Origin of the sequence: Mesorhizobium sp. 113-3-3, from assembly GCF_016756495.1 — a bacterium.
GTDB lineage: Bacteria > Pseudomonadota > Alphaproteobacteria > Rhizobiales > Rhizobiaceae > Mesorhizobium.
Map to the genome: position 1 here is coordinate 1853620 of NZ_AP023243.1, position 25666 is coordinate 1879285.

A 25666-nucleotide genomic window follows, 5' to 3' on the forward strand; every position below is an offset into this window, starting at 1 on the left:
CATGCACCGGCGCCTGGCTGGCGATCAGCCGAGCACCAGCAATTCCTCGAAATGCTTCATGTCGCGGAAAGCGCAGAAGGCGGGCGCCTTGATCTCGATTATCGGAGCCTGTCTTGCGAAAAGCGCCAGGCAGTCGCCGAACAGCGCCTGCCACGCTGCGACACGGTCGTCGGCAAGACGCTGGATCTGGTAGGCGAAGGTGATGTGGAAGACGTAGGTGTCGTGGTCGGGGTGCCGGTAGCCGAACCGCACCGCCAGCGCATCGCGCCATTGACGCATGATGCGCACGTCCTCGTCCGTTGCACCGGCAACGGTAAGACCGGTCGGCACGATTTCAACCACCTTGATGTTGAACGGGCCGAAGCCTCTGAACCCCTTCAAGCGTTCCAGATAGAGGCGGGTCATGGCGTCGATGCTGGTGTCGAGCGGCACGTCCTGCGGCCAGAAGGGCAAGCGGCGGCGATATTCTATGATGCCCTGGAACAGCGTCATGTGCAGGCTGGAGGCGGGCGTGAAGGCGAGCCGGTCGGCGTCGGGCATGGCGAGCATGCGCTCGCGGACCTCCAGAACCACCGCTTCGGAGGGCGATCCGCTGACGAGATGGCTGACGACGGTGTTACCCGGTTCGGTCAGGAAATTGCCCGCCGTGTCGTAGCGCGTGCCGAGATGCAACGGGGGCATCGGATTGGAGCCGGCAAAGAATCCGGCGAGCGAGGGTCTGATGGTGTCGAGCATGGCGATCTCCTTGGGGGAGATGGCGTCCTGTCCGAGTCCTGTGTCAGGGATATGAACAGGCTCTCTTATAACGATGATGTGAGGACCTATCCCTCGTATTTCTCCAGGAAGGCTTCGGCTGACAGCTCGCGAAAATCATCGAGCGAGGCGCGCAGCCTGGCGTGGTCCCAGTCCCACCAGGCAAGCGCCTGGTAGCGTTCGGCGGTGCGGCGGTCGAAGCGTTCGCGGATCGGTTTGGCCGGCACGCCGGCGACGATGGTGTAGGGCGCGACATCCTTCGAGACGACCGCGCCGGCGCCGACCGCCGCGCCATCGCCGACGCTGACGCCGGGCAGGACGGTCGAGCCGTGGCCGAGCCAGGTGTCGTGGCCGATGGTGACCCGCTTGGCGCGGCGCTGGGCAAAGAACGCGCTCTCGTGCTCGGCGTCGTCCCAATAGTCCGAGGCGCGGTAGGTGAAGTGGTGCAGCGTCGGCCGCCAGGTCGGGTGGTTGGTGGCGTTGAGGCGCACGCTTGCGGCGATGTTGGCAAACTTGCCAATCGTCGCGCACCAGACCGAGCAATCCTGCATCATGTAGGAATAGTCGCCGAGTTCAGATTCCGAAACCCGGCTGCGGTCGGCGATCTCGGTCCAGCGGCCGAGCGTCGAATTGTGCACCTCCGCCGTCGGGTGGATCAGCGGCGTCTCCGACAATTTCCTGGTCATGCAGCGAGCTTTCCCGGAGCAAAAGCGGTGACGTCGATGATGCGGTCGGCCACCGCCTCGCGCACGTCGTGGTCGTGGAAGATGCCGAGCAGGGCAACGCCTGCCGCCTTCTTGGCGGCGATGAGTGCGATCACCACGTCGCGGTTGGTGGCGTCGAGCGAGGCGGTCGGTTCGTCGAGCAGCAGGATGGGGTGCTCGGTGATGAAGCCGCGCGCGATGTTGACGCGCTGCTGTTCGCCGCCGGAGAAAGTCGCCGGCGGCAGCGCCCAGAGTTTCTCCGGCAGGTTCAACTGTGCCAGCAGGGCGCGTGCCTTGCCGCGTGCAACCTCGCGCTCCTCGCCGCGTTCGATCAGCGGTTCGGCGACGACGTCGAGCGCCGAAACGCGCGGCACGGTGCGCAGGAACTGGCTGACATAGCCGATCGTTTGCCGGCGAACGGCGAGCACGGTGCGCGGGCTGGCAAGGGCGAGATCGATCAGTCCATCCTCGTGCCTGACGATGATCTGGCCTTCGTCGACGGCGTAGTTGCCGTAGAGCATCTTCAGGATCGAGCTCTTGCCGGCACCGGACGGGCCGCCGAGCACGGTGCATTCGCCGGCCTTGATCGAGAACGAGACACCGGCGACGACCGGCAGCTTGATGCCGTCGCGCAGATGCATGGTGAAGCTCTTGGCGACGTCGGAAACAACGAGGGGCGTCGGCATGATCAGACCTGCAGAATCGAGGAAACGAGAAGCTGCGTATAGGGCGCGCGCGGGTCGTCGAGCACGCGGTCGGTGAGGCCGCTTTCGACGACGCGGCCGTCCTTCATCACCATCATGCGCTGTGACAAAAGCCGCGCCACGGCGAGATCGTGCGTGACGACAATGGCCGCGAGGCCGAGATCGGTGACCAGCCCGCGCAACAGGTCGAGCAGGCGCGCCTGCACCGAGACGTCGAGGCCGCCGGTGGGCTCATCCATGAACACCAGCCGTGGACCGGTGACGAGGTTGCGGGCGATCTGCAGGCGCTGGCGCATGCCGCCGGAAAAGGCACGCGGCTCGTCGTCGATGCGGTCCTGCTCGATCTCGACGCGCGACAGCCAGTCGACGGCCGTGGCGCGGATCCTGCCGTAGTGCCGGTCGCCGACCGCCATCAGCCGCTCGCCGACATTGGCGCCGGCCGACACCGTCATGCGCAGGCCGTCGGCCGGGTTCTGGTGGACGAAGCCCCAGTCGGTGCGCATCAGGAAGCGGCGCTCGGCCTCGCTCATGCGGTAGAGCTCGCGGAACTGGCCGTCGCGCATGCGATAGCTGGCGGTGCCGGAAGACGGCAGGAGACGCGTCGACAGGCAGTTGAGCAGCGTCGTCTTGCCGGAACCGGATTCGCCAACGACTGCCAGGACTTCGCCCGGCCACAGGTCGAAGGAGACGTTGTCGCAGCCGACGCGCGAGCCGTAGAATTTGGAAAGCGCCGAGACGCGCAGCAACGGTTCGTCGGTCATTGTGCCGGCTCCATTTTTTCCGAGGCAGGATGGGTCTCGGGGGCAAGGTGGCCGCGATGGCCATCCGCCCGCCGCTTCTCGCAGTGATCGGTGTCGGAGCAGACGAACATGTGGCCGCCATGATCGTCGAGGATGACCTCGTCGAGATAGACATTCTCGGCCGCGCACAGCGCGCAGGGCTGGTCGAAGGTCTGGACCTCGAACGGATGGTCTTCGAAGTCGAGGCTGACGACATCGGTGAAGGGCGGCACCGCGTAGATGCGCTTTTCGCGACCGGCGCCGAACAGCTGCAGCGCGGGCGAGCGGTGCATCTTGGGATTGTCGAATTTCGGCGTCGGCGAGGGGTCCATCACATAGCGGCCCTCGACCTTGACCGGATAGGCATAGGTGGTGGCGATGCGGCCGTGCTTGGCGATATCCTCGTAGAGCTTGACATGCATGAGACCGTACTCTTCCAGCGCATGCATCTTGCGCGTCTCGGTCTCGCGCGGTTCGAGGAAGCGCAGCGGCTCGGGGATCGGCACCTGGTAGACCAGCACCTGGCCCGCGGTCAGCGGATGCTCGGGGATGCGGTGGCGGGTTTGGATGATGGTGGCGCTGGCGGTGTCGGTGGTGACAGCGACGTTGGCGACCTTCTTGAAGAAGGCGCGGATGGAGACCGCGTTGGTGGTGTCGTCGGCGCCCTGGTCGATGACCTTCAGCACATCGTCGGGGCCGATGATCGAGGCGGTGACCTGGACGCCGCCAGTGCCCCAGCCATAAGGCATCGGCATTTCGCGCGAGGCGAACGGCACCTGATAGCCGGGGATGGCGATGCCCTTGAGGATCGCCCGGCGGATCATCCGCTTGGTCTGTTCGTCGAGATAAGCAAAGTTGTAGGTGGCGATGTCGGTCATGATGCGACCTCAAATCCCTTGGCGTAGCGCGTCAGCCGCTCTTCGAGCGTGCCGGTGTGCAGTTCGAACATGTGGTTGTCGTCGTCGTAGAAATAGATCGAACGGCCTTCACCCTCGACGCGCGGACGCGGCGGGCGCATGTCGAGGCCTAGCCTGCCGACGCGCTCGGCATAGCGGTCGAAATCGGCGTCATCGATTTTGAAGGCGATGTGGTTGTAGCTGCGCTCCGGCAGTGCCTCGCCTTGCATGATGGCGATCCAGAGGTCACCGATCAGGAAGAATTTTTCGCGTGACAGCGAGAACTGCTCGGCGTCGCTGGCATAGACCTCGCGCGCGTCGAAAATTTCGGTCAGGATGGCGGTCATCCGGTCGAGGTCGCGGACGATGAAGGTCAGGTGGGACAGGCCTTCGATCATTCCGCTGCCTCCCGCTTCTCGTCGATCTTGGCGGGGTTTTCGCGTGCCTCGTATTCGGCGCGCATGCGCCGCACCAGGTCGAGTTCGGCCTGGAAGTCCACATAGTGCGGCAGTTTCAGATGCTCGACGAAGCCGGTCGCCTGGACGTTGTCGGAATGCGAGATGACGAATTCCTCGTCCTGGGCGGCGGCGACAATGTCCTCGCCGAGCTCGGAGGCGCGCAGGGCGCGGTCGCAAAGCGCCATGGCCATCGCCTTGCGCTCGCTCTGGCCGAAGACGAGGCCGTAGCCGCGGGTGAATTGCGGCGGCGCCTTGGCCGAGCCCTTGAACTGGTTGACCATCTGGCATTCGGTGACCCGCACCGTGCCGAGGGGGGCTGCAAAGGGCAGTTCGGGGACGTCGAGTTCCAGCTCGACCTCGCCGATGCGGATCTCGCCGACAAAGGGATGGTTGCGGGCATAGCCGCGCTGGGTGGAATAGCCGAGTGCCAGCAGGAAACCCTCATCGCCGCGCGACAGCGCCTGCAGGCGGATGTCGCGCGCCATCGGGAACTCCAGCGGCTCGCGGGTGATGTCGCCGGGAACATGATCCCCCGGCATCTCGCCGTCCGGTTCGATCAGCCCTTCGCGAGCGAGGATCGCCGAAACGCGTGGCATGGCCTGCGCTTCCGTCTCGCGCCGCAAGGGCTCGGCGACATCGGCGCCGGCGGCAAGCTCGGGGTCGAGAAGCCGGTGCGTGTAGTCGAAGGTCGGCCCAAGCAACTGGCCGCCGGGCAGATCCTTGTAGGTCGCCGAGACGCGCCGTTCGACCAGCATGGCGCCGGTGTCGATCGGCTTGGTGTAGCCGAAGCGCGGCAGCGTGGTGCGATAGGCGCGCACCAGGAAGATCGCCTCGATCATGTCGCCGCACGCCTGGACGATGGCGAGTGCTGCGAGTTCACGGTCATAGAGCGAGCCTTCGCTCATCACCCGGTCGACCCCGAGCGCCAGCTGCTCGACGATCTGGTCGAGGCGCAGTGCCGGCACCGAACGGTCGCCGCGCCGGCGGTCGGCAAGCAGGCTGTGGGCGTTGGCGATTGCGGCTTCGCCGCCTTTTACCGCGACATACATCTTACGCCCCCATCGTCTTGATGCGCGTGGTGCGCGGCAGGCAAGCTATGCCTTCCGGCGTAGCGAGGATGATGTCGACGCCGCGTGGAAAGCGCTGGATGTTCTGCTTCCACTGCTCGATGAAGTGACGCGGCATCTGCGCCGGCGCGATCGTGGCGCTGGTTTCGATGCCGGGGCCTTCGAGCAGCAGGGGAACGCCTGAAGTGAAATCGCTGACCTGCAGGATCAGGGTGGTCGAGCGGTCGGGATAATCCTGCGTTCCCTGAGAAAAGCCGTCGAGCGCCATCATCTCGGCAGGCGTGGCGACGAAGGCGAAATGCGCGTCGGCAGGCGTGTTGGCGAGCGGCGCGCCGGTGTGGAAGCCAAGCCATGAGCCGATCGCGGCGGAGGTGTGCAAGGCGGGGTCGAGCCAGAGCGGCGTGTCGTTGTCGCACAGCGCCAATGCCACGGCGCCAGCAGTTCCCGAGAGCGGCGCGGGTGGGCGGGCCAAGGCCGGCAAAGGCTGCACGCTGCCCGGCCTTGCCATCGCATCCATGACCGCGCGGAAGACTGTCTGGGCGTTGAACACCGGGTCGGCGAAGCCGCCCTCGATCGATTGCGCTGCGATATCCATCAGTCTTCTCCGCGAACCATGGTGAAGAAATCCACCTTCGTTGCCGCCGTCTCGGCGCGACGTTTTTCCTGGGCAGTGGCGAGCGCCGACCTCAAAGGCGCGATCAGCCTGGTCTCGACCTCGGCGCGTCGGGCAGGGTCCTGCCACAGCGCGTCGGCTATCGCCGCCAGCTTCGCCTTCTGCTTGTCGCGGCCAAGCGCGTAGCAATGGCCGACCTGTCCCGACGGCAACCGGACGGTAGCGCGGGTGACGGTCGCCTCACCGACATTGAACGGCGCGCCGCCGCCGCCGATGCGGCCGCGCAACGTCACCAGCCCGGTCTCGGGGCCGCGCAGCAGCTCGGCCTGCGAGGGCAGGCCGGCCTCGTTCCAGAGCCGGACGATGTCGTCGCCGCTCGCTTGCGCCAGCGTCGCCATGGCGGCCTTGCGTTCGGCCTGGTCGCGGGCTTCCTGTCCTCGCATCGGTAGCATTCCTCTTTGCTAAATTTGTCTATTGATATAGACAACTATACAAATTATACATACTACGTAGCGCGAGTCCATGACGGGTGGATGACAGGGGCCAGATGGACGGGGGCAATTCATGATCGGGCGACAGGAAGCCGACAGCATCGAGCGGCGCAGCGGCGTTTCGCTGTGGCGGCAGATTGCCGACAGGATCCTGCAGGCAATCGCCATCGGGGATTTGGCCGAGAATGCCGCGCTGCCGCCGGAGGTGGCACTGGCCGAGCGCTATGGCGTCAACCGTCACACGGTGCGCAGCGCCATATCGGCGCTTGTGCAGGAAGGGGTGCTGCGGGCCGAGCAGGGACGCGGCACCTTCGTCCTGTCGCGCAAGCGGCTGTCCTATCCGATCGGCGCGCGCACGCGCTTTTCAACGGGCCTGCAGGGACAGACCTCGGAACGCCACATCGTGCTGCTCGCCTCATCGGTCGAGCCGGCCAGCCAGCGCGTCGCCGAGGGACTTGGGCTGGTCAGGGGCGCCGAGGTGATCCGGCTGGAGACACGCGGTGAGGCCGATGGACGGCCTGTGTCACGCGCTGCCGGCTGGTTCGATGCCAGGCGCTTTTCCGGCATCGACAAGGCGATGGCGGAGACCGGCTCGATCACTGCGTCGCTGGCCCGCTTCGGCATAGACGACTATCTCAGGCAATCGACCGTGCTGTCGGCGCGCCATGCCGATGCGGCCGATCTCGTCGACCTCGACCTGCAGCCGGGCGCCATCGTGCTGGTCACGGTGGCCGTCAACACCACGCCCGACGGCCAACCGATCCAGTTTTCGGAGTCGCGCTTTCCGGCGGAACGGGTGGAGCTGAAACTGTCGGCGCTGTGAGCCGGCTTCTGCCGACTATCCGATCTCGATCACGGCCTTGATCAGGCCGGATTTCTCGTGCGCCCAGCGCGCGAGATCGCTGGGCGTGCCGGCAAGCGTGGTGCGGTGGGTGACGAGCTTGGCCAAGGGCACGGCGCCGTTGCGGATCGAGGTTGCGACATGGTCGAAATCGGCACGCAGTGCATTGCGGCTGCCGACCAGCGTCATTTCGCGCTTGTGGAATTCAGGGTCGGAGAAGACGATGTCGTCCTTGACGACGCTGACCAGCACCAGTGTGCCGCCATGCGCGACATGGGCGAAGGCCGACTGCACCGACCGGGTGTTGCCGGTGGCATCGAAGACCACGTCGAAGCCTTCGCCTGATGTCGCTTCCCTGACCAGGTCGGGCACCGCGCCACGTGACCCGTCGAGTGTCTGGAAGCCGAGTTCGGTTTCGGCGAAGGCGAGCCTTTCACTGCTCATGTCGAGCAGCGTTACGTCGAGCCCGGCGATGCGGGCGAAGATGGCGGTGCCGAGACCGATCGGGCCGGCGCCGATGACAAGCGCGCGGGCGCCGGGATCGGCGCGGGCGCGACGCACAGCGTGCGCGCCGATGGCCAGGAATTCGACGGCGGCGGCGTCGGCCAGCGACAGGCCATTGGCCGGATAGAGATTCTGCGCCGGGACAAGAATGCGTTCGCACATGGCGCCGTCGCGATGGACGCCCAGCACCTCGATCCTGACGCAGCAATTCGGTTTGCCGTGCCGGCAGGCGATGCATTTGCCGCAGGAGAGATAGGGGTTGATGACGACCGGTTCGCCAATGGCAAGGTCGACGCCCTCGCCCGTCTCGATCACGGTGCCGGAGACTTCATGGCCCATGATGCGGGGGTAGGCGAGGAACGGATGCTTGCCCTCGAAAATGTGGTAGTCGGTGCCGCAGATGCCGACATGGCTGACCGCGACCAGCGCCCAGCCGGCAGCGGGTGCGCCGGGCGCGGGGCGGTCTTCCAGGACGAGTTCCCCGGGCGAGCGGCAGACAACGGCTTTCATGTTTCAGTCCAGTTGGGTTTCCGACCCGTCTTCACGCCGGGCCGGAGATCGATTTCAGCAGTGGTCACTTGCCGCCGCGGCGGCGCAGACCGTCGAAATAGACGATGACGATGATCAGCACGCCGGTGATGATGCGCTGCCAGAAGGCGTTGACGTTGAGCAGGTTGGCGCCGTTGTTGATGGTGGCGAGAATGAAGGCGCCGAGCAGCGGGCCATGCACCGAGCCGACCGCGCCGAACAGCGAAGTACCGCCGATGACCGAGGACGCGATCGCCTGCAGTTCCCAGCCCTCGGCCTGTGTCGGGTTGCCGATGCCGATGCGCGAGGCCAGGAGCACGCCGACAAAGGCCGCGCACAGGCCCGACAGCGTGTAGGCCATGTAGATGGTGCGCTGGACATTGACGCCGGACAGGCGCGAGGCCTCGGCATTTGAGCCGACCGAGAAGAGGTAGCGGCCCCAGCGGCTGTGATGCAGGAAAATATAAGCCGGAATGCCGACCAGGATCACCATCCAGAACAGATTGGGCACGCCGAGGAAGGAGTTGCGGGAGAACTCCTGGAAGGCATCATTGTTGATGGAGATCGAGTTGCCGTTGGTCATCAGAAGGCCGATGCCGCGCAAGGACGTCAGTGTCGCCAGAGTGATGATGAAGGGCGGCAGGCCCATCTTGACGATGCCGAAGCCGTGGAACAGGCCGATCGCAACGCCGACCAGAAGCGTGATCAGGATGGCGAGGAAGACGGGTATGCCGGCATTGATCAGCATCGCGGCAATGACGGTGGCGAAGCCGACCACCGCACCGACGGACAGATCGATGCCGCCGGTGATGATGACGAAGGTCTGGCCGACCGCCAGGATGGCGATCATCGAACCCTGACGCAGAAGGTTCGAGATGTTGTTGGCCGAGGCGAAGCTCGATGTCGACAGCGACAAGATCACCCAGAGCAGCACCAGCAGCGCCAGCAGTGTCAGCCCGAACAGGGCGTTGTAATTGCGCTTGGGTTTTTCGGCAGGAATCGCCTCGGTGCTCATATCTTTCCTCCCAGCTTTTCTTGTTTCTCGGCGAGCGCCTGTGTGAGAATTTCCTCGTGATCGGCGGTGCGGAATCCGTGTGTCGCCACCAGCTTGCCGCGGCGGAACACGTGCAGCGTATCGGCCAGCTCATAGACTTCCGGCAGGTAGGACGAGATCAGGATGATGCCGGCGCCCTTCGACAGGAGCGCGCCGAACAGGCGGTAGATCTCGGCCTTGGTGCCGACATCGACGCCGACGGTCGGCTCGTCGAAGATGAACAGCTTGGCGCCATGCGCCAGCCATTTGCCGATGACGATCTTCTGCTGGTTGCCGCCCGACAGGCTGGAGGCCAGCGCATGGCGTGTCGGCGTCTTGATGCGCAGATCGGCAATCTGGCGGTCGGCCTGGGTCTTCTCCTGCGCGCCGGAGATCAACATGTTCTTGGAGATGCGCTTGTAGATCGGCAGGTTGAGATTGAGGCCGACCGGCAGGTTGAGGCAGAGACCCTGGTCGCGGCGGCTTTCCGGCGCCAGCGCCATGCCGAGCTTGATCGCGTCATGCTCCGAATTGACCTGAACCGGCTTGCCTTCCCACAGGATCTGGCCGGCCGACTTGCGGTGGCGCCCGTAGAGCGTGGTGACGAATTCGCTGCGCCCGGCGCCGATCAGCCCGTAGAGCCCGACAATCTCGCCGGCGCGGACTGTCATCGAGACATTTTCGAAGCCCTTGCCCGACAGGTTCCTGGCCTCGACGATTGTAGCGCCCGGGGTGAAATGCTCCTTGTGATAGACCTGCTCGATCGAGCGGTTGATCATCAGCTTGACCAGTTCGGCATCGTTGGTCTCGGCGATGTTTCTGGTGCCGACCAGCGTGCCGTCGCGCAGCACGGAGACGCGATCGGCCAGCTCGAAGACTTCTTCCATGCGGTGGCTGATGTAGATGATCGTCACGCCCTCCGCCTTCAGCCGGCGGATCAGAGTGAAGAGCTGGTCGGCCTCCTTGCGGGTCAGGTAGGCGGTCGGCTCATCGAAGATCAGGAATTTGGTGCCGCGCACGGTGGCGCGGGCGGCGGCGATCAGCTGCTGCTGGCCGATGGTGAGGTCGCCGAGCACGACATGCGCCGGCAGATCGAAGCCGAGATCGTCGATGATCTTCTGCGCTTCCTTGACCATGGCGCGCTGCTGCAGGATGCCGAAGCGCGAATTCTCCTCGCCAAGGAACATGTTGGCGGCAACCGTCAAATGACGGCAGAGCACGACTTCCTGGTGCACCGCGTTGATGCCGAGCGCCATCGCTTCATGCGGGGTCGCCAGCGGCGCGGGCTTGCCTTCCCAGATGACATCGCCTGATGTGCGCGGCATGACGCCGGTCAGAAGCTTGATCAGGGTGGATTTGCCGGCACCGTTCTCGCCGACAATGGCGTGGATTTCGCCCGACTTGAAGGCCAGCGTCACCGGCTTCAGTGCATGGGTGCCGGGATATTTCTTCTCGAGGCCGCGCAGTTCGAGGATCGTTCTGCCGGGCTCCAGCACGGGGGCGGGGTGCAGGTCCTGCGCCGTCGATGTCATGACAATCCTCCCTGACTGGCCTTACGATCTGGCACGCGGCAGGCTTTTAAGTGCCTGCCGGAGCAACCTAGCTCAGGCTGGCGGATTTCCAAGCGATATCGCTGTCGTTTCCGGGGCACGAGGCCCCGGAAACTGTGCCTCTCTACCGTTGCTTAGTTGAGCTTCGGATTGAGCAGTGCGTCGATCTTGGGATCCTTCATATTGGCCTTGGTGACGAGGTTGGCGCCGGTGTCGACATTGGCCTCGACCTTCTCGCCCTTGGAGGCGGCGAGCGCGGTCTTGATGCCGTCATAGCCCATCCGGTAGGGATCCTGGACGACGAGGCCGGAAATGACGCCGTCATTCAGGAACTTGATCAGCTTCTCGTCGCTGTCGAAGCCGATCAGGCCGACCTTGCCGGCAAGCTTGTTCTCGGCGATTGCCTGGCCGACGCCCTGCGCCATGATCAGGTTGGAGGCGAAGATGCCCTTCAGGTCCGGATTGGCGGTGATCAGGTCGGTGGCGATGTTGAGGCCGGTGGTGGCCTGGCCGTCGGCATATTTGTCAGCGACCAGTTCGAGGCCGGGATACTTGGCCTTGAGCTGTTCCTTGAAGCCCTGGGCGCGCTGCTCGAGCGAGCCGGCGCCGGGCAGCGCGGTGATCAGGGCAACCTTGCCTTCGACCTTGCCGCCATTGGCCGCGCCGATGGCTGCTGCAAGACCGTCCGCGGCGACGCGTCCGCCCTGGACGTTGTCGGTAGTCAGGAACGAGGTGAAAGCCTTGGAGTCGGCGCCGGAGTCGATGCCGATAACCTTGACCTTGGCCGCTGCCTCGTCGATCGGCTTGCCGAGCGCCTTGGCTTCGGTCGGCGCGATGACGACGGCGGCCGGATTGCCGGCGACAGCATTCTCGAGGATGGAGATCTGGCCGTTGACGTCGGTTTCAGCCTGGGCGCCGAGTTCCGGCACGTTGACGCCGAGATCCTTGCCGGCCTTGCGGGCGCCGGCGAGCACGATCTGCCAGTAGAAGGACGTGGTGTCCTTGACGATGATCGGAATGGTCACGTCGGCCGCCGAAACCGGCGCCGAATGCATGACGCCGGCAAGCATCGATGCTGCTGCCAGGGCCATGACGGCGCGGCGGTTGAGATTGCTGGTTACGAATTTCATAGGATTCCTCCCTAAGTCGCCCGGTGAACGTTACGGAAGCTCCGTTCGGATAGGCGTGGCCCAAACAGAACTTTATCAATAAAAAACATTTACGCTGTTTTGATAGTGCATCGATCTGGACGATGCAAGCGGTGTTTCGCACCTGATCCCATGTCAGGCACAGACACATTCACGCACCGCTCCTCCCTGGATGCAGCCGAACGCTCCCGTCTCGTCAATACATGGAATATTAATTCCATGTATTAGTCAATATGGAACATTCATTCTTTCCGCGGAGTCGCGCATTTGTGAAGTCGAGCCCTCCTGTCAAGACCGGTGAACGCCGGCTTCACGCTAGGCTTTGCACCACCGTGTAGGGGCGATATTTGGCGTATTCCATCGCCGGCACGCTGGCGTCGAGCAGTTCGAGGTTGCGTGTCAGGTTTGCCAGCTTGGCGGTGCCGGTCAGCACAGTGGCAACCGTCGGCTCATGCAGGGGAAACTGAAAGGCGGCGGCAGCCAGCGGGTAACCGCCTTCGCCGGCGATCTTCTCCATGGCGTCGACGCGATCGAGAATATCGCGGCTGGCGGGCTGGTAATCGAAATGCGCGCCTTGCACCGGCCCCGTCGCCAATATGCCGGAGTTGAAGACGCCGCCGATGACCAGCGACGTCTGCTGCGCCCGGCACAGCGGCAGCAGTTCGGCCTCGGCGCTGCGGTCGAGCAAGGAATAGCGGCTGGCAAGCAGGATGCAGTCGAGCGGCGCCCGGCGCATGACGTCGAGGCAGATCTGGACTTCGTTGACGCCGAGGCCATAGGCGGAAATCGTGCCGGCCCGCTTCAGCTCCTCGAGCGCCTTGAGCCCGCCGTCCATGAACTGGCGAAGGTGCAGTTTGGTCTTCTCGACGCCATGCGTGTAGGCGCCGATGTCATGGACATACAGGATATCGATCTTGTTCAGCCCAAGCCGCGCATAGCTGAAATCGACCGAGCGCATGATGCCGTCATAGGAATAATCGTAGTCGAGCGCGAAGGGCAGCGGATCGACATAGGAGTGGTCGGGCACCTGGTCTTCCGGCACCGGACGGAACAGGCGGCCGACCTTGGTGGACAGCACGTAGGAATCGCGCGGCTTGTAGCGCAGGAAATCGCCGAAGCGTCGTTCCGACAGGCCGAAGCCGTAGAAGGGCGCGGTGTCGAAATAGCGCAAGCCCGCCTCCCAGGCGCCTTGCAGCGTTTCCATCGCCGCCTCTCGCGAACAGGCGCGATAAAGGCCGCCGATCGCGGCGCCGCCAAAGCTGACCTCAGTGACCTCGAGCGCCGTCTTGCCGATGCGGCGTTTTTCCATGCAAACCCTCCCCGTTGCCGGGCGTTGTCCAGCCCGGCAATTCTACCACATATGCGTTGAATTCAGAGTGTCGCGCCGAGATGCCAGGGCACGAACTCGTTGTCGCCGTAGCCGAAATCCTCGCTCTTGGTCTTGCGGCCAGAAGCCGTCTCGACGATCAGTTCGAAGATCTCGCGGCCCATGCCGGCGATGGTCTTTTCGCCCGAAGCGATGACGCCGCAATTGACGTCCATGTCCTCTTCCATCTGGTGATACATGGTCGAGTTGGTGGCGACCTTGATCGACGGCGTCGGCCGGCAGCCGAAGCAGGAACCGCGCCCGGTGGTGAAGACGATGACATTGGCGCCGCCCGCGACCTGGCCGGTGGCCGAGACCGGGTCGTAGCCTGGCGTGTCCATGAACACCAGCCCGTTGCCGGTGACCTTCTCGGCATAGCCGAACACGCCATTGAGCGGCGTCTGGCCACCCTTGGCGACCGCGCCCAGCGACTTTTCCAGGATGGTGGTGAGGCCGCCGCGCTTGTTGCCCGGCGAGGGGTTGTTGTCGATCGAGGCGCCATGCTTGGCGACGTGATCTTCCCACCACTTCACATAGCCATCGAGCTTCTTGGCGATCTCGGGCGTCGCCGCGCGGTAGGCGAGCAGATGCTCGGCGCCGTAGATTTCCGTGGTCTCGGAGAGGATGCCGATGCCGCCGACGCCGGCCAATATGTCAACGGCGGCCCCCAGCGCCGGATTGGCGGTGATGCCCGACATGCCGTCGGAGCCGCCGCATTGCAAGCCGACGACAATCTCCGAGACCGGGATAGGCTCGCGCTTCAGCTGGCCGACTTCCTCGGCGATTTCCGCCAGCACGCCCATCGCCTTTTCCACCGATTTGCGCGATCCGCCGGCGTCCTGGATGTTGAAATGGCGTTTTCCAGCGGCGGCGCCCTTCTGGCCGTAGAGGGTGAGCTGGTTGACTTCGCATCCCAGGCCGACCATCAGCACGCCGCCGAAATTCGGGTGGCGGGCATAGCCGGCAAGCGTGCGGTGCAGCACCATCATACCGTCGCCAGTGCCGCTCATGCCGCAGCCCTGACCGTGGACGATCGGCACGAAACCGTCGATGCCGGGATATTTCGGCAGCAAGGTCCGGTTGGCGGTGTCGGCGATGGAATGGCAGACCGTGGCCGAGCAATTGACGCTGGCGATGATGCCGATGAAGTTGCGCGTGCCGGCGCGGCCATCGGCCCGGCGATAGCCCATGAAGGTGCGGGCGCGGTCGGCCGCCGTCGCATGCTCGGCCTCGCTCGGCGGCACCACCGGCAGGCGGCCGGCCTCGAACACCAGATTGTGCGAGTGGACATGCTCGCCGGGTGCGATGTCCTGCGTGGCGCGGCCGATCGCCTGGGCGTACTTGACCACCGCTTCACCGGCGGCAATCGGCTTGATCGCCACCTTGTGGCCGGGCTCGATGATGGCGGTGGCAAGCGCGCCGCCCGGCAGGGCCGTGCCGATCTCGATGCGGCCATTGGCAACGGCGACATTGTCGGCGGGAGACAGAAGAATGGTGTTGGAGACGTTCACGGGCGGTTTCCTGGGTGATCCTGGGATGCGCGGATTGACACGCGCTCGTTAAGAGTTAATGTCTTTTATCGTGAAAAAACAGTTTTGCGTCAATTGTTTTTTCGCAGGCGTTTCGCATGCCGCTGGCTAGCGGTGGCGCTGCAAACAATGGACCATGCCCCGAGCGAAAGCGATTCCTGCTTTTCAGGGTCATGGGAACGTCATATTGCGCTTCAAGCCGGCCGCCGCAAGCGCCGGCATGAATGGGTCAGGGGATGTCCAAGAGCAACAACGTCTACAAGGACGCCTATAACAGGTGCCTCAGGCTGCTCGACGAAACGCGCAGCCTGCCGTCGGAACCGGAGCTGGGCACGCTGCTCGGCGTCAGCCGCACCACCGTGCGAAGCATCCTGGCGCGGATGGAGGAAACCGGGCTGATCGCCTGGAACAAGCGCGCCAAGACGGTGCTTCGCGACCCGCGTCCCGATGACTTCTTCCCCGAGGAAGAGACCGACACGCTGGCCGAGATCATCGAGCGTTCATTCATGCGCAGGCTGCTCGCCGGCGGCGCCGAGGCCGGCATGCAGATCAACGAGCTCGAACTGGCGCGCGAGATCGGCGTCGGCACCACCAGCGTGCGCGAGTTCCTGATCCGCTTCTCGCGCTTCGGCCTGATCGAGAAACGCCGCAACAGCCATTGGGTGCTGAAGGGTTTTACGCGGGCTTTCGCGCTCGAATTGACCGAGATCCGCGAGATGTTCGAACTGCGCTCGGCGGCCGCCTTCGCCGCTCTGCCGCAAGACAGCCCGGTCTGGGCCGATCTCGATCGCCTGGAGGACGAACATCGCCTGCTGGCACGAGAGATCGCCACGCGCTTCAATGCGTTTTCCGAACTGGACGAGCGCTTCCATCGGCTCATCCACAGGGCCTCGCACAACCGTTTCATCGTCGATTTCTACGACGTCATCGCCATGATCTTCCATTACCATTACCAGTGGAACAAGGCGCAGGAGCGCGAGCGCAACGAAGTCGCGGTCGGCGAGCACCTTGCCTATATCGAGGCGCTCAAATCGCGCGATCTCGGCAAGGTCGACGCCGCCTGCCGCAAGCACCTGAAATCGGCGCGCCAGACGCTTTTGACCTCCATCCCTGAAAGCCGGTCCTTGCAGAAGTCCTGATCGCGCCGCGTTGCCGCAGCATCGAATTGGCGATTTTCGACCTGCCGCTGCCATGATAGGTATCCTTCCAGGAATTGCTTGAAGAGGCAGATGGCTTGAACCGCCGGGGGAGACGCTGGAGCATGCCGACCGTGCTTGTCGCGGCCTGCCTGCTGTTGCTCCAGTCGACGCTCGGCGCCTTCGCCTTCGCTACCGGGCCGAATGCCGCGCAGCTCGACGCTTTCGGCAACATCATCTGTACCCGCGACGGCGCCACCCAGCTTCCCGGCAGCGACCAGCATCCGTCCCATCTGCCGGCCTGCTGCACGCTTGGCTGCAGCATGTTTTCATCCGCCTTTGCGCCGCCGCCCGATGCCGGGCCGGCCTTGGCCAACCTTTCCTTCGAAGCGGTCGCCTTCGTCTTTCCGGCGAGCATTCATCTCGACTTCGTGCGAGAACGCTCGCCGTCGAATCCGCGCGCGCCGCCGCCGGCGGCCTGAGCCTTTTTGCCCGGCGGAACCTTTCGCGGGCGCACCCATCCAACGACCAAACGGCTCGCGACCGGCGACGGCGCGATCATCACTTCATGGAGCAACCATGTACCATTTTTCCGATGTAGCGGCGGGCACTCTGCTCAGCCGCATCCTGCCCCACGTCCGGGAGCGTCTCGGCACCGCCGCGCTGGCCTTGGCGATCATGCTCGCCGGCGCCCAGTCCGTCCTGGCGCATGAGTTCAAGGTCGGCGATATCGAGATCGGCCATCCCTGGTCACGCGCCACGCCGGCCGGGGCCAAGGTGGCCGGCGGCTATTTTACCATTGCCAACGATGGCAGCGCACCGGATCGGCTGTTGTCGATTTCCTCCGATATCTCGGACAAGGCCGAACTGCATGAGATGGGTGTCAAGGACGGCGTCATGACCATGCGGCCCGTTGTCGGCGGCCTGGAAATTCCGGCCGGCGGCAAGGTCGTTCTGGGTCCCGGCAGCTATCACGTGATGTTCATGGATTTGAAGCAGCCACCCAAGCAAGGCGAGATGTTCGCCGCCACGCTGACCTTCGAAAAGGCCGGGACGGTGACGATCAAGTTCGCCGTGCAGGCCATGGGCAGTGCGGCGCCTCAAGAGGACAACGACTGAACCGGCCATCGTACCGATCAAGATTCTAGAGGGACCATCATGAACAAGTATCTTTTGTCGGCGGCAGCACTTCTGGTGCTGGGGACAAATGCCGCCTTCGCGCACATCACGCTCGAAACCCAGGAGGCGGCGGTCGGTTCGACCTACAAGGCAGTGCTGCGGGTGCCACATGGCTGCGACGGCAAGGCAACGACCGCCGTGCGCGTGCAGATTCCCGAAGGGGTGATCGCCGTGAAGCCGATGCCGAAGGCGGGCTGGACGCTGCAGACCAAGAAGGGCAAATATGAAAAATCCTATCAGCTCTATGGCCAAGCGGTGATCGATGGCGTCAAGGAAGTCGACTGGAGCGGCGGCAATCTGCCGGATGAGTTCTACGACGAGTTCGTCTTCCGCGCGACGCTGACCGCGGATCTGCCCGTCGACCAAAAACTCTATTTCCCGGTGGTGCAGGAATGCGGCGATGCCGCCGATCGCTGGATCGAGATTCCGGCGGCGGGGCAGGATGAAGACGCGCTGGAGACCCCGGCGCCCGGCATCAAGCTCACGCCGAAGAAGTAGGTTCTCCCCTGGCGCGCTCTGCTGGCCGGAGCGCGCTGCATCCTCGTGGCATGGCATGACCGCAATATCTTCCCGGATGGTCGATACCACCAGCGAGCGCGTCGGCCGGATTGCCGGCGGGCTGCTGGCTCTGCTCATGGCGTTTGTCGTCATGGCATCGACCAGCCAGGCCTTTGCCCATGCCGCGCTGATCAAGACCGACCCGGCCGACGGTGCGGTTCTCGATCAAGCGCCGACGCAGTTTTCGCTGACCTTCAGCGAGCCGGTTTCGCCTTTGGTGATGACGCTGGTGAAGCCCGACGGCACGCCGGTTACGCTGACATCCTTCCGCCTCACCGACCAGACGCTCGAGATCGACAATCCGCAGGCGCTCAAATCCGGCACGCATGTGCTGAGCTGGCGCGTGATTTCCGCCGACGGCCATCCGGTTGGCGGCTCGCTGCTGTTTTCCGTCGGCGCACCAAGCGAACCGCCTGCCGTGTCCGAGGCGGTCGACTGGCCGTCGCGATCGGCGATCTGGATCGGCAAGGTCTTTCTCTACATTGGTCTTTTCCTCGGCGTCGGCGGCGCCTTCGCCCTTGCCTGGCTGGCTGGCGACGGACGCGCCGGTCAGCGCTTTGTCACTGTCGCGATCCTATGCGGCCTGGTGGCGGCACCCTTGTCGCTCGGCTTTCAGGGGCTCGATGCGCTTGGAGCGCCGCTCTCCCATCTGGGGCAACCGGTGATCTGGCGGACCGCGCTCGGCACCAGCTTCGGCTGGACAGTGCTGATAGCCCTGATTTCTCTCGGGCTGGGCCTGCTGTCGCTGGCTGGGCCGCGTGTGCTCGCCAGGCCGTTTGCCCTTGCCGGGCTGGCCGGGGTCGGCGTCGCGCTTGCCGCCAGCGGCCACGCCAGTGCGGCCGAACCGCAATGGCTGACACGGCCGATGGTGTTCGTGCATGGCATGGGCATCGCCTTCTGGGCCGGCGCATTGGTGCCGCTTGGTCTCGCGTTGAAGCGCCAGACAGCCGATGCCGTCGCTTTCCTGCGCCGCTTCTCCTTAGCGATCCTGCCTGTGGTGGCGATGCTTGCCGCAGCCGGCATCGTGCTCGCGGTCATCCAGGTGCAGACGCCCTCGGCGCTGGTCGGCACCGCCTATGGCCGGCTGCTGCTGGTCAAGCTGGCGTTGCTGGTCTTCCTGTTCACGCTCGCCGCCGTCAATCGCTGGAAACTCACCGCCTCGGCCGAAGCGGGATCGACGGAAGTGCAACGCAGGCTCACCCGTTCGATCGGCGTTGAAATGCTGATCGTGCTGGCGATCTTCGGCGTTGCCGCGGGCTGGCGCTTCACGCCGCCGCCACGGGCGCTGGCGATCGCGGCGGCGCAGCCGGTCTCGGTCCACATCCACGCGCTGGAGGCGATGGCCGATCTCAGCATCACGCCGGGCCATACCGGGCCTGTCGCCGCCTCGATGATCATCATGACCGGTGATTTCGGGCCGCTCGACGCCAGGGAGGTAACGCTGGTGCTGTCGAAACCCGATTCAGGCATCGAGCCCATGAAGCGCGCGGCGACCAAGCCCGGCGACGGCAGCTGGCGCGTCGACAACCTCGTCATTCCGGTTCCCGGGCGCTGGACGGTGCGCATCGACATACTGGTCTCGGATTTCAAGATGGTGAAGATCGAGGCGCCTGTGGACATCAGGCCGTAGCAGCCGGATGTGATGGTTGTCGAACGGTCTGTATTGTGCAACTGCAACACAATTCGGCGAGGCGGTTGACGCGGCGCAAAAGGCCCGTCAATCATCTCGGGAAGAACGGGCATCCCGCCAAATCGCGGGCTCCAAGCAACAAGATCCGAAAGCAGGGATGAAACGATGGAAAAAGCCGAAATCGGCCTGATCGGCCTTGGCACGATGGGCTCCAACCTGGCGCTCAACATCGCCGAACACGGGCACCGCATCGCCGTCTTCAACCGCACCCGGGCACGCACCGACGCTTTCGTCGAGAATGCCGGCGCGCTGAAGGACATGGTCGTCCCCTGCTACAGCCTGGAAGAGCTTGCCGCGGCGATCCGGCCGCCGCGCCCGATCATCATCATGGTGCTGGCCGGCAAGCCGGTCGACGAACAGATCGAAGCCTTGCGCGGCGTGCTGTCCGGCAACGACATCGTCATCGATGCCGGCAACGCCAATTTCCGCGACACGATGCGGCGCTTCTCCGAACTATCCGGCTCGGGCCTGACCTTCATCGGCATGGGCGTCTCCGGCGGCGAGGAGGGCGCGCGACACGGCCCGTCGATCATGGTCGGCGGCACGGAAGACAGCTGGAAGCGCGTCGAAAACGTGCTGACCGCCATCTCGGCAAAATTCAAGGACGAGCCCTGTGCCGCCTGGCTCGGTACCGATGGCGCCGGGCATTTCGTCAAGACCATCCACAATGGCATCGAATATGCCGACATGCAGATGATCGCCGAGATCTACGGCATCCTGCGCGATGGGCTGGGCATGGGGCCGAAGGACATCGGCACGGTGTTTTCCAACTGGAACAAGGGCCGTCTCAACTCCTACCTGATCGAGATCACGGCCAAGGTGCTCGCCGCCGACGATCCCAAGACCGGCAAGCCGGTGGTCGACATCATCCTCGACCGCGCCGGCCAGAAGGGTACTGGCAAATGGTCCGTCATCGAGGCGCAGCAGCTCGGCATTCCGGCGACCGCGATCGAGGCGGCGGTGGCGGCGCGCGTCCTGTCGTCGATCAAGGACGAGCGGCTGGCGGCGGAAAAGGCCTATGGCAACATCGGCGTGACGAAGATTTCCGGCGACAAGGATGCGCTGCTGCACGATCTCGAACTGGCGCTGTTCGCCGGCAAGATCGCGGCTTACGCACAGGGCTTCGCGGTGATGAGCGGCGCCTCGAAGGAGTTCAACTGGAACCTGCCGATGCCGACCATCGCCAGGATCTGGCGCGCCGGCTGCATCATCCGCTCGCAGATGCTGGATACGATGGCCGAGGCGTTCAGCAGCGGCGGCGCTTCGACCAATCTTTTGATGGCGCCGGCTTTCATCTCCTTGATGCTGGAGGCGCATCCGTCGCTCAGGCGTATCGTGGCAAAGGCTTCCGAAGCCGGTGCGCCGGTGCCGGCGCTGTCTTCGGCGCTGGCCTATTTCGACAGCTACCGCCAGGGTCGCGGCACCTCGAACCTGATCCAGGCGCAGCGGGATTTCTTTGGCGCGCATGGCTTCGAACGCATCGGCGAGCAAGGTGCCTTCCACGGCCCGTGGGGCAGCGGCGCTGCCGGCTAGGACACTACGCGCTTGTAGGCCAGGACCTCGCTTGGCACGCTGAGACTTTGCAGCGAGCCGGGTGCGGCGCCGCCGATCCAGCCAAGTACCGAGCGGGCGAGCTCCGAGCCCGCCAGCCGGAAGTTCTCGTTGACGATCAGCAGCTCGGGCCGGAACAGATGCAAAAGGTCCGATGATTGCTTGGAGACGATGTCGACGTCGCGGCCAAGCTTGAGGCCGGCATCCTCGATGCCGGCGACGAGCGCAAGCGTCGCGGCGGCGGCGCTGCTGACAAAGCCGTCCGGCCTGATGTCGCGGCGCATCAGCTGCGCGGTCCTCGTGCGGATCTGTTCGATCGAATGGTCGATCGATACGGTGCTGAACGGGATCTCGCTGGCGCCGACCTCGCTCAGCGCATCGGCAAAGCCGTTGACCGTGTGGCTGTAATAGGTCAGCCCAACGGGTGGCGTCAGCAAAGCGAGCTTGCGGCGTCCCAAGCCCGCAAGGCGCCGGACGGCCTCGACCGCGAAGGCGTGATTGTCGAAATCATGATAGGGGTGGACCAGCCCCATCTCTGTGCGACCATGCGTTGCAAAGGGAATGCCGTGCTCCAGCATGTAGCGGGCGCGGGGATCGTTCGGCTGCGTGCGTGAAATGATGACGCCGTCGGCCGAGCCGGTTTCGACCAGGTAGCGTATGGGGTCGAGCGGATCCTGCGAGCGCGAATAGGGCGTGACGATCAGATGGTAGGGCGTGTCGGCAATGACCTCGGAGACGCCGTAGATGATGTCGGAGACGAAACTCATGATCTCCTGCTCGGTGTTGAGCACGAGGCTGATGACATTGGTCTTGCCGGTTCTGAGCCTGACGCCGGCGCGGTTCGGGCGGTAGCCGATCTGCTTGGCGACGAGCTGGACGCGGCGCCTGGTTTCGGCGCCGATCTCAGGGGCATCCTTCAAGGCGCGCGACACGGTGGTGACGCCGAGCCCGGTCATGAAGGCAAGCGTCTTCAGCGTTGGCCGCCCTTGCGCCGACGCTTCCTCGTTCTTTTGCGTATGCCGTCTGTCCATTCGTCCCGCCCGTCAGGCGCATTAGCAGCCGCAGGCCGGGTCGGCAATCGCGGTGATTGGCGGCTTGGCATGATTTGAAGCCCGGCAACCCGTCAATATACTGAAACGTTACAGATTGCCAATCGCACTGGCTGGCCGGCGAATTCGGGGGGGCGAGATGGAGCGAATGAATTCCCTTGAGAATCCAAGGCCAAACGCTGTCCCGTGGGCGCTCTTTACCGGCTTTCATCAATCGTTTCGTATTTTGCGCTGCACTTGCTCATATTGCGACGCACAACGACTCGGTCGGTCAACAGATTTTATTCGCGGCTCGAAAAAATATCGAACGGTCGCCACGCCCGGGGTTGCGCCATCCGCGCAATTGCCGTATCGAAAATCTGTAACGTTTCAGATTCTGGGAGGAACCGAAATGCGATACAAACTTTTGACCGCTGCCCTGGCGGCCACGGCCGCGCTGCAGTTCGCCGGCCCGGCCGCCGCGACGGACCTGGAAGTCACTCATTGGTGGACTTCCGGCGGCGAGGCGGCGGCGGTCGCGGAACTCGCCAAGGCTTTCGATGCCACCGGCAACCACTGGGTCGACGGCGCCATCGCAGGCTCCGGTGGCACGGCACGGCCGATCATGATCAGTCGGATCACCGGCGGCGACCCGATGGGCGCCACCCAGTTCAATCACGGCCGGCAAGCGGAAGAGTTGGTGCAGGCCGGCCTTATGCGCGACCTGACCGATGTCGCCACCAAGGGCAAGTGGACAGAGGTCGTGCGGCCGAAGAGCCTGCTCGACAGCTGCACCATCGGCGGCAAGATCTACTGCGTGCCCGTCAACATCCACTCCTGGCAGTGGCTGTGGCTCTCGAACGACGCCTTCCAGAAGGCCGGCGTGCCGGTGCCGAAGGACTGGAATGAGTATGTGGCCGCCGCCCCGGCGCTCGAGAAGGCAGGCATCATCCCGCTGGCGGTGGGCGGGCAGGCCTGGCAGTCGTCCGGCGCCTTCGACGTGCTGCTGGCAGCGGTCGGCGGCACCGACACCTTCCTCAAGGTCTACAAGGACAAGGACGCCAAGTTCGCGGCTGGCCCGGAAGTCGCCAAGGTGTTCAAGGCGGCCGACGATGCGCGCAAGATGGCCAAGAACACCAACGTGCAGGACTGGAACCAGGCCACCAACATGGTCATCACCGGCAAGGCCGGCGGCCAGATCATGGGCGACTGGGCGCAGGGCGAGTTCCAGGTTGCCGGCAAGACCGCCGGCAAGGACTATACCTGTCTTCCCGGCCTTGGTCTGAACGAGGTGATCGCCACCGGTGGCGATGCCTTCTATTTCCCGGTGCTCAAGGACGCCGACAAGTCCAAGGCGCAGGAAGTCCTGGCCGAAACCTTGCTCGATCCCAAGACCCAGGTCGCCTTCAATCTCAAGAAGGGCTCGCTGCCGGTGCGTGGCGACGTCGACCTCAACGCCGCCAATGATTGCATGAAGAAGGGTCTCGCCATCCTGGCCAAGGGCGCCGTCATCCCATGGACGGACCAGCTGCTTTCGCAGGACAGCCAGAAGCAGAAGGAGGACTTGTTCTCCGAGTTCTTCGCCAAGCCCGAGATGACCGTGGAAGAGGCGCAGAAGCGCTTCGCCGACATCATCGCCACGGCGGACTGATACCGCCGGCAAAGTCTCTTTCCTCCCGGTCCGGTGAACTCCAGGCCGGGAGGCCGCGCCCTTACCCGATCCAGCATGGCTGCACCGATGAGCAAGAGCGAACGCCCAAGCCGATTGTTTCGCAATCTCAATGCGAAGATCGCGTCGATCCCCATGATCCTCACCGCGCTGGTGGTTTTCGTCGGCGGCACGGCGTGGACGGTGCTCTATTCCTTCACCAATTCGAAGCTGCTGCCGCGGCTGAATTTCGTCGGCCTCGACCAGTATTACAGATTGTGGGCGACCCCGCGCTGGCTGATCTCGATCGAGAACCTGCTGATCTACGGCGTGATCTCGCTGGTCTTCTCGCTGGTGATCGGTTTCGTCCTCGCTGCCCTGCTCGACCAGAAGATACGTTTCGAAGATACGTTCCGCACCATCTTTCTCTATCCCTTCGCGCTCTCCTTCATCGTCACCGGCCTTGTCTGGCAATGGCTGCTCAATCCGGACTTCGGCATCCAGGGCGTGATAAGAAACCTTGGCTGGACGAGCTTCGATTTCGATCCGCTCTACAATTCCAGCATCGTCATCTACGGCATATCGATCGCTGCGCTGTGGCAGGGCACCGGGCTGATCATGTGCCTGATGCTGGCCGGCCTGCGCGGCATAGACGAGGATATCTGGAAGGCCGCGCGGGTGGACGGGATTCCGATGTGGAAGACCTACCTGTTCATCATCATCCCGATGATGCGGCCGGTCTTCATCACCACGCTCGTCATCATCGCGTCCGGCATCGTCAAGGTCTACGACCTCGTCGTCGCCCAGACCAGCGGTGGGCCGGGCATCGCCTCGGAAGTGCCGGCAAAGTATGTCTACGACTACATGTTCTTCGCCCAGAATCTCGGCCAGGGTTTCGCGGCCTCGACCATGATGCTGCTCTCGGTGATGATTGTCATCGTGCCGTGGGCCTATCTCGAATTCGGAGGCAGGAAGCGTGTCTGACCAAGCCGTTTCCCTGTCCGTACCGTCCGGCGCCGCCCATGCCGATGCAACGGGGCCGAGTGGACCGAAGCCGCGTCACATATTCTCGCGGCGCAACATCTTCCTCTACGGCACGCTCATCGTGGCAGCGCTCTACTACCTCTTGCCGCTCTATGTGATGATTGTCACCTCGCTCAAGGGCATGCCGGAAATCCGCCTCGGCAACATCTTCTCGCCACCGCTCGAGATCACTTTCGAGCCCTGGGTCAAGGCGTGGTCGACGGCCTGCACCGGCCTCAATTGCGACGGGCTTTCACGCGGCTTCTGGAACTCCGTTCGTATCACCGTACCATCGGTGATCCTGTCGATCGCGATCGCGTCCGTAAACGGCTACGCGCTGGCCAACTGGCGCTTCAAGGGCGCCGACACATTCTTCATCATCCTGATCGTCGGTGCCTTCATCCCCTATCAGGTGATGATCTATCCGATCGTCATCATCCTGCGCGAGATCGGCCTCTATGGCAGCCTCAGCGGCCTGGTGATCGTCCATTCCATTTTCGGCATGCCGATCCTGACACTTTTGTTCCGCAACTATTTCACCTCCATGCCGGAGGAGTTGTTCCGGGCGGCGCGCGTCGACGGCGCCGGCTTCTGGGGCATCTATCTGCGCATCATGCTGCCGATGTCGCTGCCTATCTTCGTCGTCGCCGTCATCCTGCAGGTGACAGGCATCTGGAACGACTTCCTGTTCGGCGTCGTCTACACGCGCCCCGACACCTATCCGATGACGGTGCAGCTCAACAACATCGTCAATTCCGTGCAGGGCGTGAAGGAATACAACGTCAATATGGCGGCGACCATCCTGACCGGGCTGGTTCCGCTCGTTATCTATTTCATTTCCGGCAGGCTTTTTGTGCGTGGCATCGCTGCCGGCGCGGTGAAAGGGTGA

Annotated in this window: 26 protein-coding genes; 10 read left to right on the forward strand and 16 right to left on the reverse strand. The window is 64.0% G+C overall.

Features of this window, described 5'->3' with window-relative positions:
* Positions 1 to 24 precede the first annotated feature (24 nt).
* The 9 genes from JG746_RS08995 to phnG form a co-directional block, all read right to left on the reverse strand.
* Positions 25 to 735 (reverse strand): DUF1868 domain-containing protein, encoded by a 711-nt coding sequence (locus tag JG746_RS08995; RefSeq protein ID WP_202357810.1) that lies wholly within the window; start codon positions 733 to 735, stop codon positions 25 to 27.
* 86 nt (positions 736 to 821) lie between these two features.
* Positions 822 to 1439, reverse strand: a complete 618-nt coding sequence (locus tag JG746_RS09000; RefSeq protein WP_202357811.1) for a DapH/DapD/GlmU-related protein — start codon at positions 1437 to 1439, stop codon at positions 822 to 824.
* Positions 1436 to 2143, reverse strand: a complete 708-nt coding sequence (gene phnL, locus JG746_RS09005; RefSeq protein WP_202357812.1) for a phosphonate C-P lyase system protein PhnL — start codon at positions 2141 to 2143, stop codon at positions 1436 to 1438. Before phnL ends, JG746_RS09000 begins: the two co-directional genes overlap by 4 nt.
* A 2-nt stretch (positions 2144 to 2145) precedes the next feature.
* On the reverse strand, positions 2146 to 2922 hold the full coding sequence (phnK, locus tag JG746_RS09010) for a phosphonate C-P lyase system protein PhnK (RefSeq protein ID WP_202357813.1): 777 nt from the start codon (positions 2920 to 2922) through the stop codon (positions 2146 to 2148).
* Entirely contained in the window at positions 2919 to 3818 is a 900-nt protein-coding gene (locus tag JG746_RS09015; RefSeq protein WP_202357814.1) for an alpha-D-ribose 1-methylphosphonate 5-phosphate C-P-lyase PhnJ, read from the reverse strand. The genes phnK and JG746_RS09015 overlap by 4 nt, the downstream gene beginning before the upstream one ends.
* Positions 3815 to 4234 carry a FosX/FosE/FosI family fosfomycin resistance hydrolase gene (gene fosX / locus JG746_RS09020; RefSeq protein WP_210383692.1) on the reverse strand — a complete coding sequence of 140 codons (420 nt, stop codon included), beginning with the start codon at positions 4232 to 4234 and terminating at the stop codon, positions 3815 to 3817. The genes JG746_RS09015 and fosX overlap by 4 nt, the downstream gene beginning before the upstream one ends.
* Entirely contained in the window at positions 4231 to 5343 is a 1113-nt protein-coding gene (locus tag JG746_RS09025) for a carbon-phosphorus lyase complex subunit PhnI (protein WP_202357815.1), read from the reverse strand. The genes fosX and JG746_RS09025 overlap by 4 nt, the downstream gene beginning before the upstream one ends.
* A gap of 1 nt (position 5344) precedes the next feature.
* Positions 5345 to 5956: a phosphonate C-P lyase system protein PhnH gene (gene phnH, locus JG746_RS09030; protein WP_202357816.1), complete on the reverse strand. Its 612-nt coding sequence runs from the start codon at positions 5954 to 5956 to the stop codon at positions 5345 to 5347.
* The gene (gene phnG / locus JG746_RS09035) at positions 5956 to 6417 is read right to left on the reverse strand and encodes a phosphonate C-P lyase system protein PhnG (RefSeq protein WP_202357817.1); all 462 of its coding nucleotides are present in this window, start codon (positions 6415 to 6417) and stop codon (positions 5956 to 5958) included. Before phnG ends, phnH begins: the two co-directional genes overlap by 1 nt.
* 121 nt (positions 6418 to 6538) lie before the next feature.
* On the opposite strand from phnG, the gene phnF reads away from it, so the two are divergent.
* Positions 6539 to 7288 (forward strand): phosphonate metabolism transcriptional regulator PhnF, encoded by a 750-nt coding sequence (phnF, locus tag JG746_RS09040; RefSeq protein ID WP_202357818.1) that lies wholly within the window; start codon positions 6539 to 6541, stop codon positions 7286 to 7288.
* Between the two features lie 15 nt (positions 7289 to 7303).
* Here phnF and JG746_RS09045 read toward each other — a convergent pair whose 3' ends face one another.
* From JG746_RS09045 to JG746_RS09070, 6 genes are all read right to left on the reverse strand, one after another.
* Positions 7304 to 8320 carry a zinc-binding alcohol dehydrogenase family protein gene (locus JG746_RS09045; protein ID WP_202357819.1) on the reverse strand — a complete coding sequence of 339 codons (1017 nt, stop codon included), beginning with the start codon at positions 8318 to 8320 and terminating at the stop codon, positions 7304 to 7306.
* Positions 8321 to 8384: 64 nt separating this feature from the next.
* A complete protein-coding gene (locus tag JG746_RS09050; protein WP_019861267.1) occupies positions 8385 to 9353 on the reverse strand; it encodes an ABC transporter permease in 969 nt (322 codons plus the stop codon).
* On the reverse strand, positions 9350 to 10903 hold the full coding sequence (locus tag JG746_RS09055) for a sugar ABC transporter ATP-binding protein (RefSeq protein WP_202357820.1): 1554 nt from the start codon (positions 10901 to 10903) through the stop codon (positions 9350 to 9352). Before JG746_RS09055 ends, JG746_RS09050 begins: the two co-directional genes overlap by 4 nt.
* Positions 10904 to 11055: 152 nt before the next feature.
* Positions 11056 to 12051: an ABC transporter substrate-binding protein gene (locus JG746_RS09060; protein WP_202357821.1), complete on the reverse strand. Its 996-nt coding sequence runs from the start codon at positions 12049 to 12051 to the stop codon at positions 11056 to 11058.
* Between the two features lie 328 nt (positions 12052 to 12379).
* The gene (locus tag JG746_RS09065) at positions 12380 to 13378 is read right to left on the reverse strand and encodes an aldo/keto reductase (RefSeq protein ID WP_202357822.1); all 999 of its coding nucleotides are present in this window, start codon (positions 13376 to 13378) and stop codon (positions 12380 to 12382) included.
* 62 nt (positions 13379 to 13440) lie between these two features.
* Positions 13441 to 14946, reverse strand: coding sequence for a UxaA family hydrolase (locus JG746_RS09070; protein WP_202357823.1), 1506 nt, complete (start codon positions 14944 to 14946; stop codon positions 13441 to 13443).
* Between the two features lie 254 nt (positions 14947 to 15200).
* Between JG746_RS09070 and JG746_RS09075 the strand changes: the two genes are divergently transcribed.
* The 6 genes from JG746_RS09075 (at position 15201) to gndA (ending at position 21060) form a co-directional block, all read left to right on the forward strand.
* Positions 15201 to 16103 carry a GntR family transcriptional regulator gene (locus JG746_RS09075; protein ID WP_202357824.1) on the forward strand — a complete coding sequence of 301 codons (903 nt, stop codon included), beginning with the start codon at positions 15201 to 15203 and terminating at the stop codon, positions 16101 to 16103.
* 122 nt (positions 16104 to 16225) lie between these two features.
* Complete coding sequence (locus JG746_RS09080) at positions 16226 to 16582, forward strand: DUF2946 family protein (RefSeq protein WP_202357825.1); 357 nt, start codon at positions 16226 to 16228, stop codon at positions 16580 to 16582.
* 97 nt (positions 16583 to 16679) lie between these two features.
* Positions 16680 to 17219, forward strand: coding sequence for a copper chaperone PCu(A)C (locus JG746_RS09085; protein ID WP_202357826.1), 540 nt, complete (start codon positions 16680 to 16682; stop codon positions 17217 to 17219).
* 39 nt (positions 17220 to 17258) lie between these two features.
* A complete protein-coding gene (locus JG746_RS09090) occupies positions 17259 to 17777 on the forward strand; it encodes a YcnI family copper-binding membrane protein (protein WP_202357827.1) in 519 nt (172 codons plus the stop codon).
* Positions 17778 to 17832: 55 nt separating this feature from the next.
* Positions 17833 to 19467: a copper resistance CopC/CopD family protein gene (locus JG746_RS09095; protein ID WP_244730716.1), complete on the forward strand. Its 1635-nt coding sequence runs from the start codon at positions 17833 to 17835 to the stop codon at positions 19465 to 19467.
* 165 nt (positions 19468 to 19632) lie between these two features.
* Positions 19633 to 21060 (forward strand): NADP-dependent phosphogluconate dehydrogenase, encoded by a 1428-nt coding sequence (gene gndA / locus JG746_RS09100; protein ID WP_202357828.1) that lies wholly within the window; start codon positions 19633 to 19635, stop codon positions 21058 to 21060.
* On the opposite strand, the gene JG746_RS09105 is transcribed toward gndA, so the two are convergent.
* Positions 21057 to 22109 carry a LacI family DNA-binding transcriptional regulator gene (locus JG746_RS09105; protein WP_202357829.1) on the reverse strand — a complete coding sequence of 351 codons (1053 nt, stop codon included), beginning with the start codon at positions 22107 to 22109 and terminating at the stop codon, positions 21057 to 21059. The two genes, gndA and JG746_RS09105, sit on opposite strands and share 4 nt — an antisense overlap.
* 409 nt (positions 22110 to 22518) lie before the next feature.
* Here JG746_RS09105 and JG746_RS09110 point away from each other — a divergent pair, with 409 nt between their 5' ends.
* From JG746_RS09110 to JG746_RS09120, 3 genes are all read left to right on the forward strand, one after another.
* Positions 22519 to 23757 carry an ABC transporter substrate-binding protein gene (locus JG746_RS09110; RefSeq protein WP_202357830.1) on the forward strand — a complete coding sequence of 413 codons (1239 nt, stop codon included), beginning with the start codon at positions 22519 to 22521 and terminating at the stop codon, positions 23755 to 23757.
* 87 nt (positions 23758 to 23844) lie between these two features.
* Positions 23845 to 24738: a carbohydrate ABC transporter permease gene (locus JG746_RS09115; RefSeq protein ID WP_202357831.1), complete on the forward strand. Its 894-nt coding sequence runs from the start codon at positions 23845 to 23847 to the stop codon at positions 24736 to 24738.
* Positions 24731 to 25666, forward strand: coding sequence for a carbohydrate ABC transporter permease (locus JG746_RS09120; protein ID WP_202357832.1), 936 nt, complete (start codon positions 24731 to 24733; stop codon positions 25664 to 25666). The genes JG746_RS09115 and JG746_RS09120 overlap by 8 nt, the downstream gene beginning before the upstream one ends.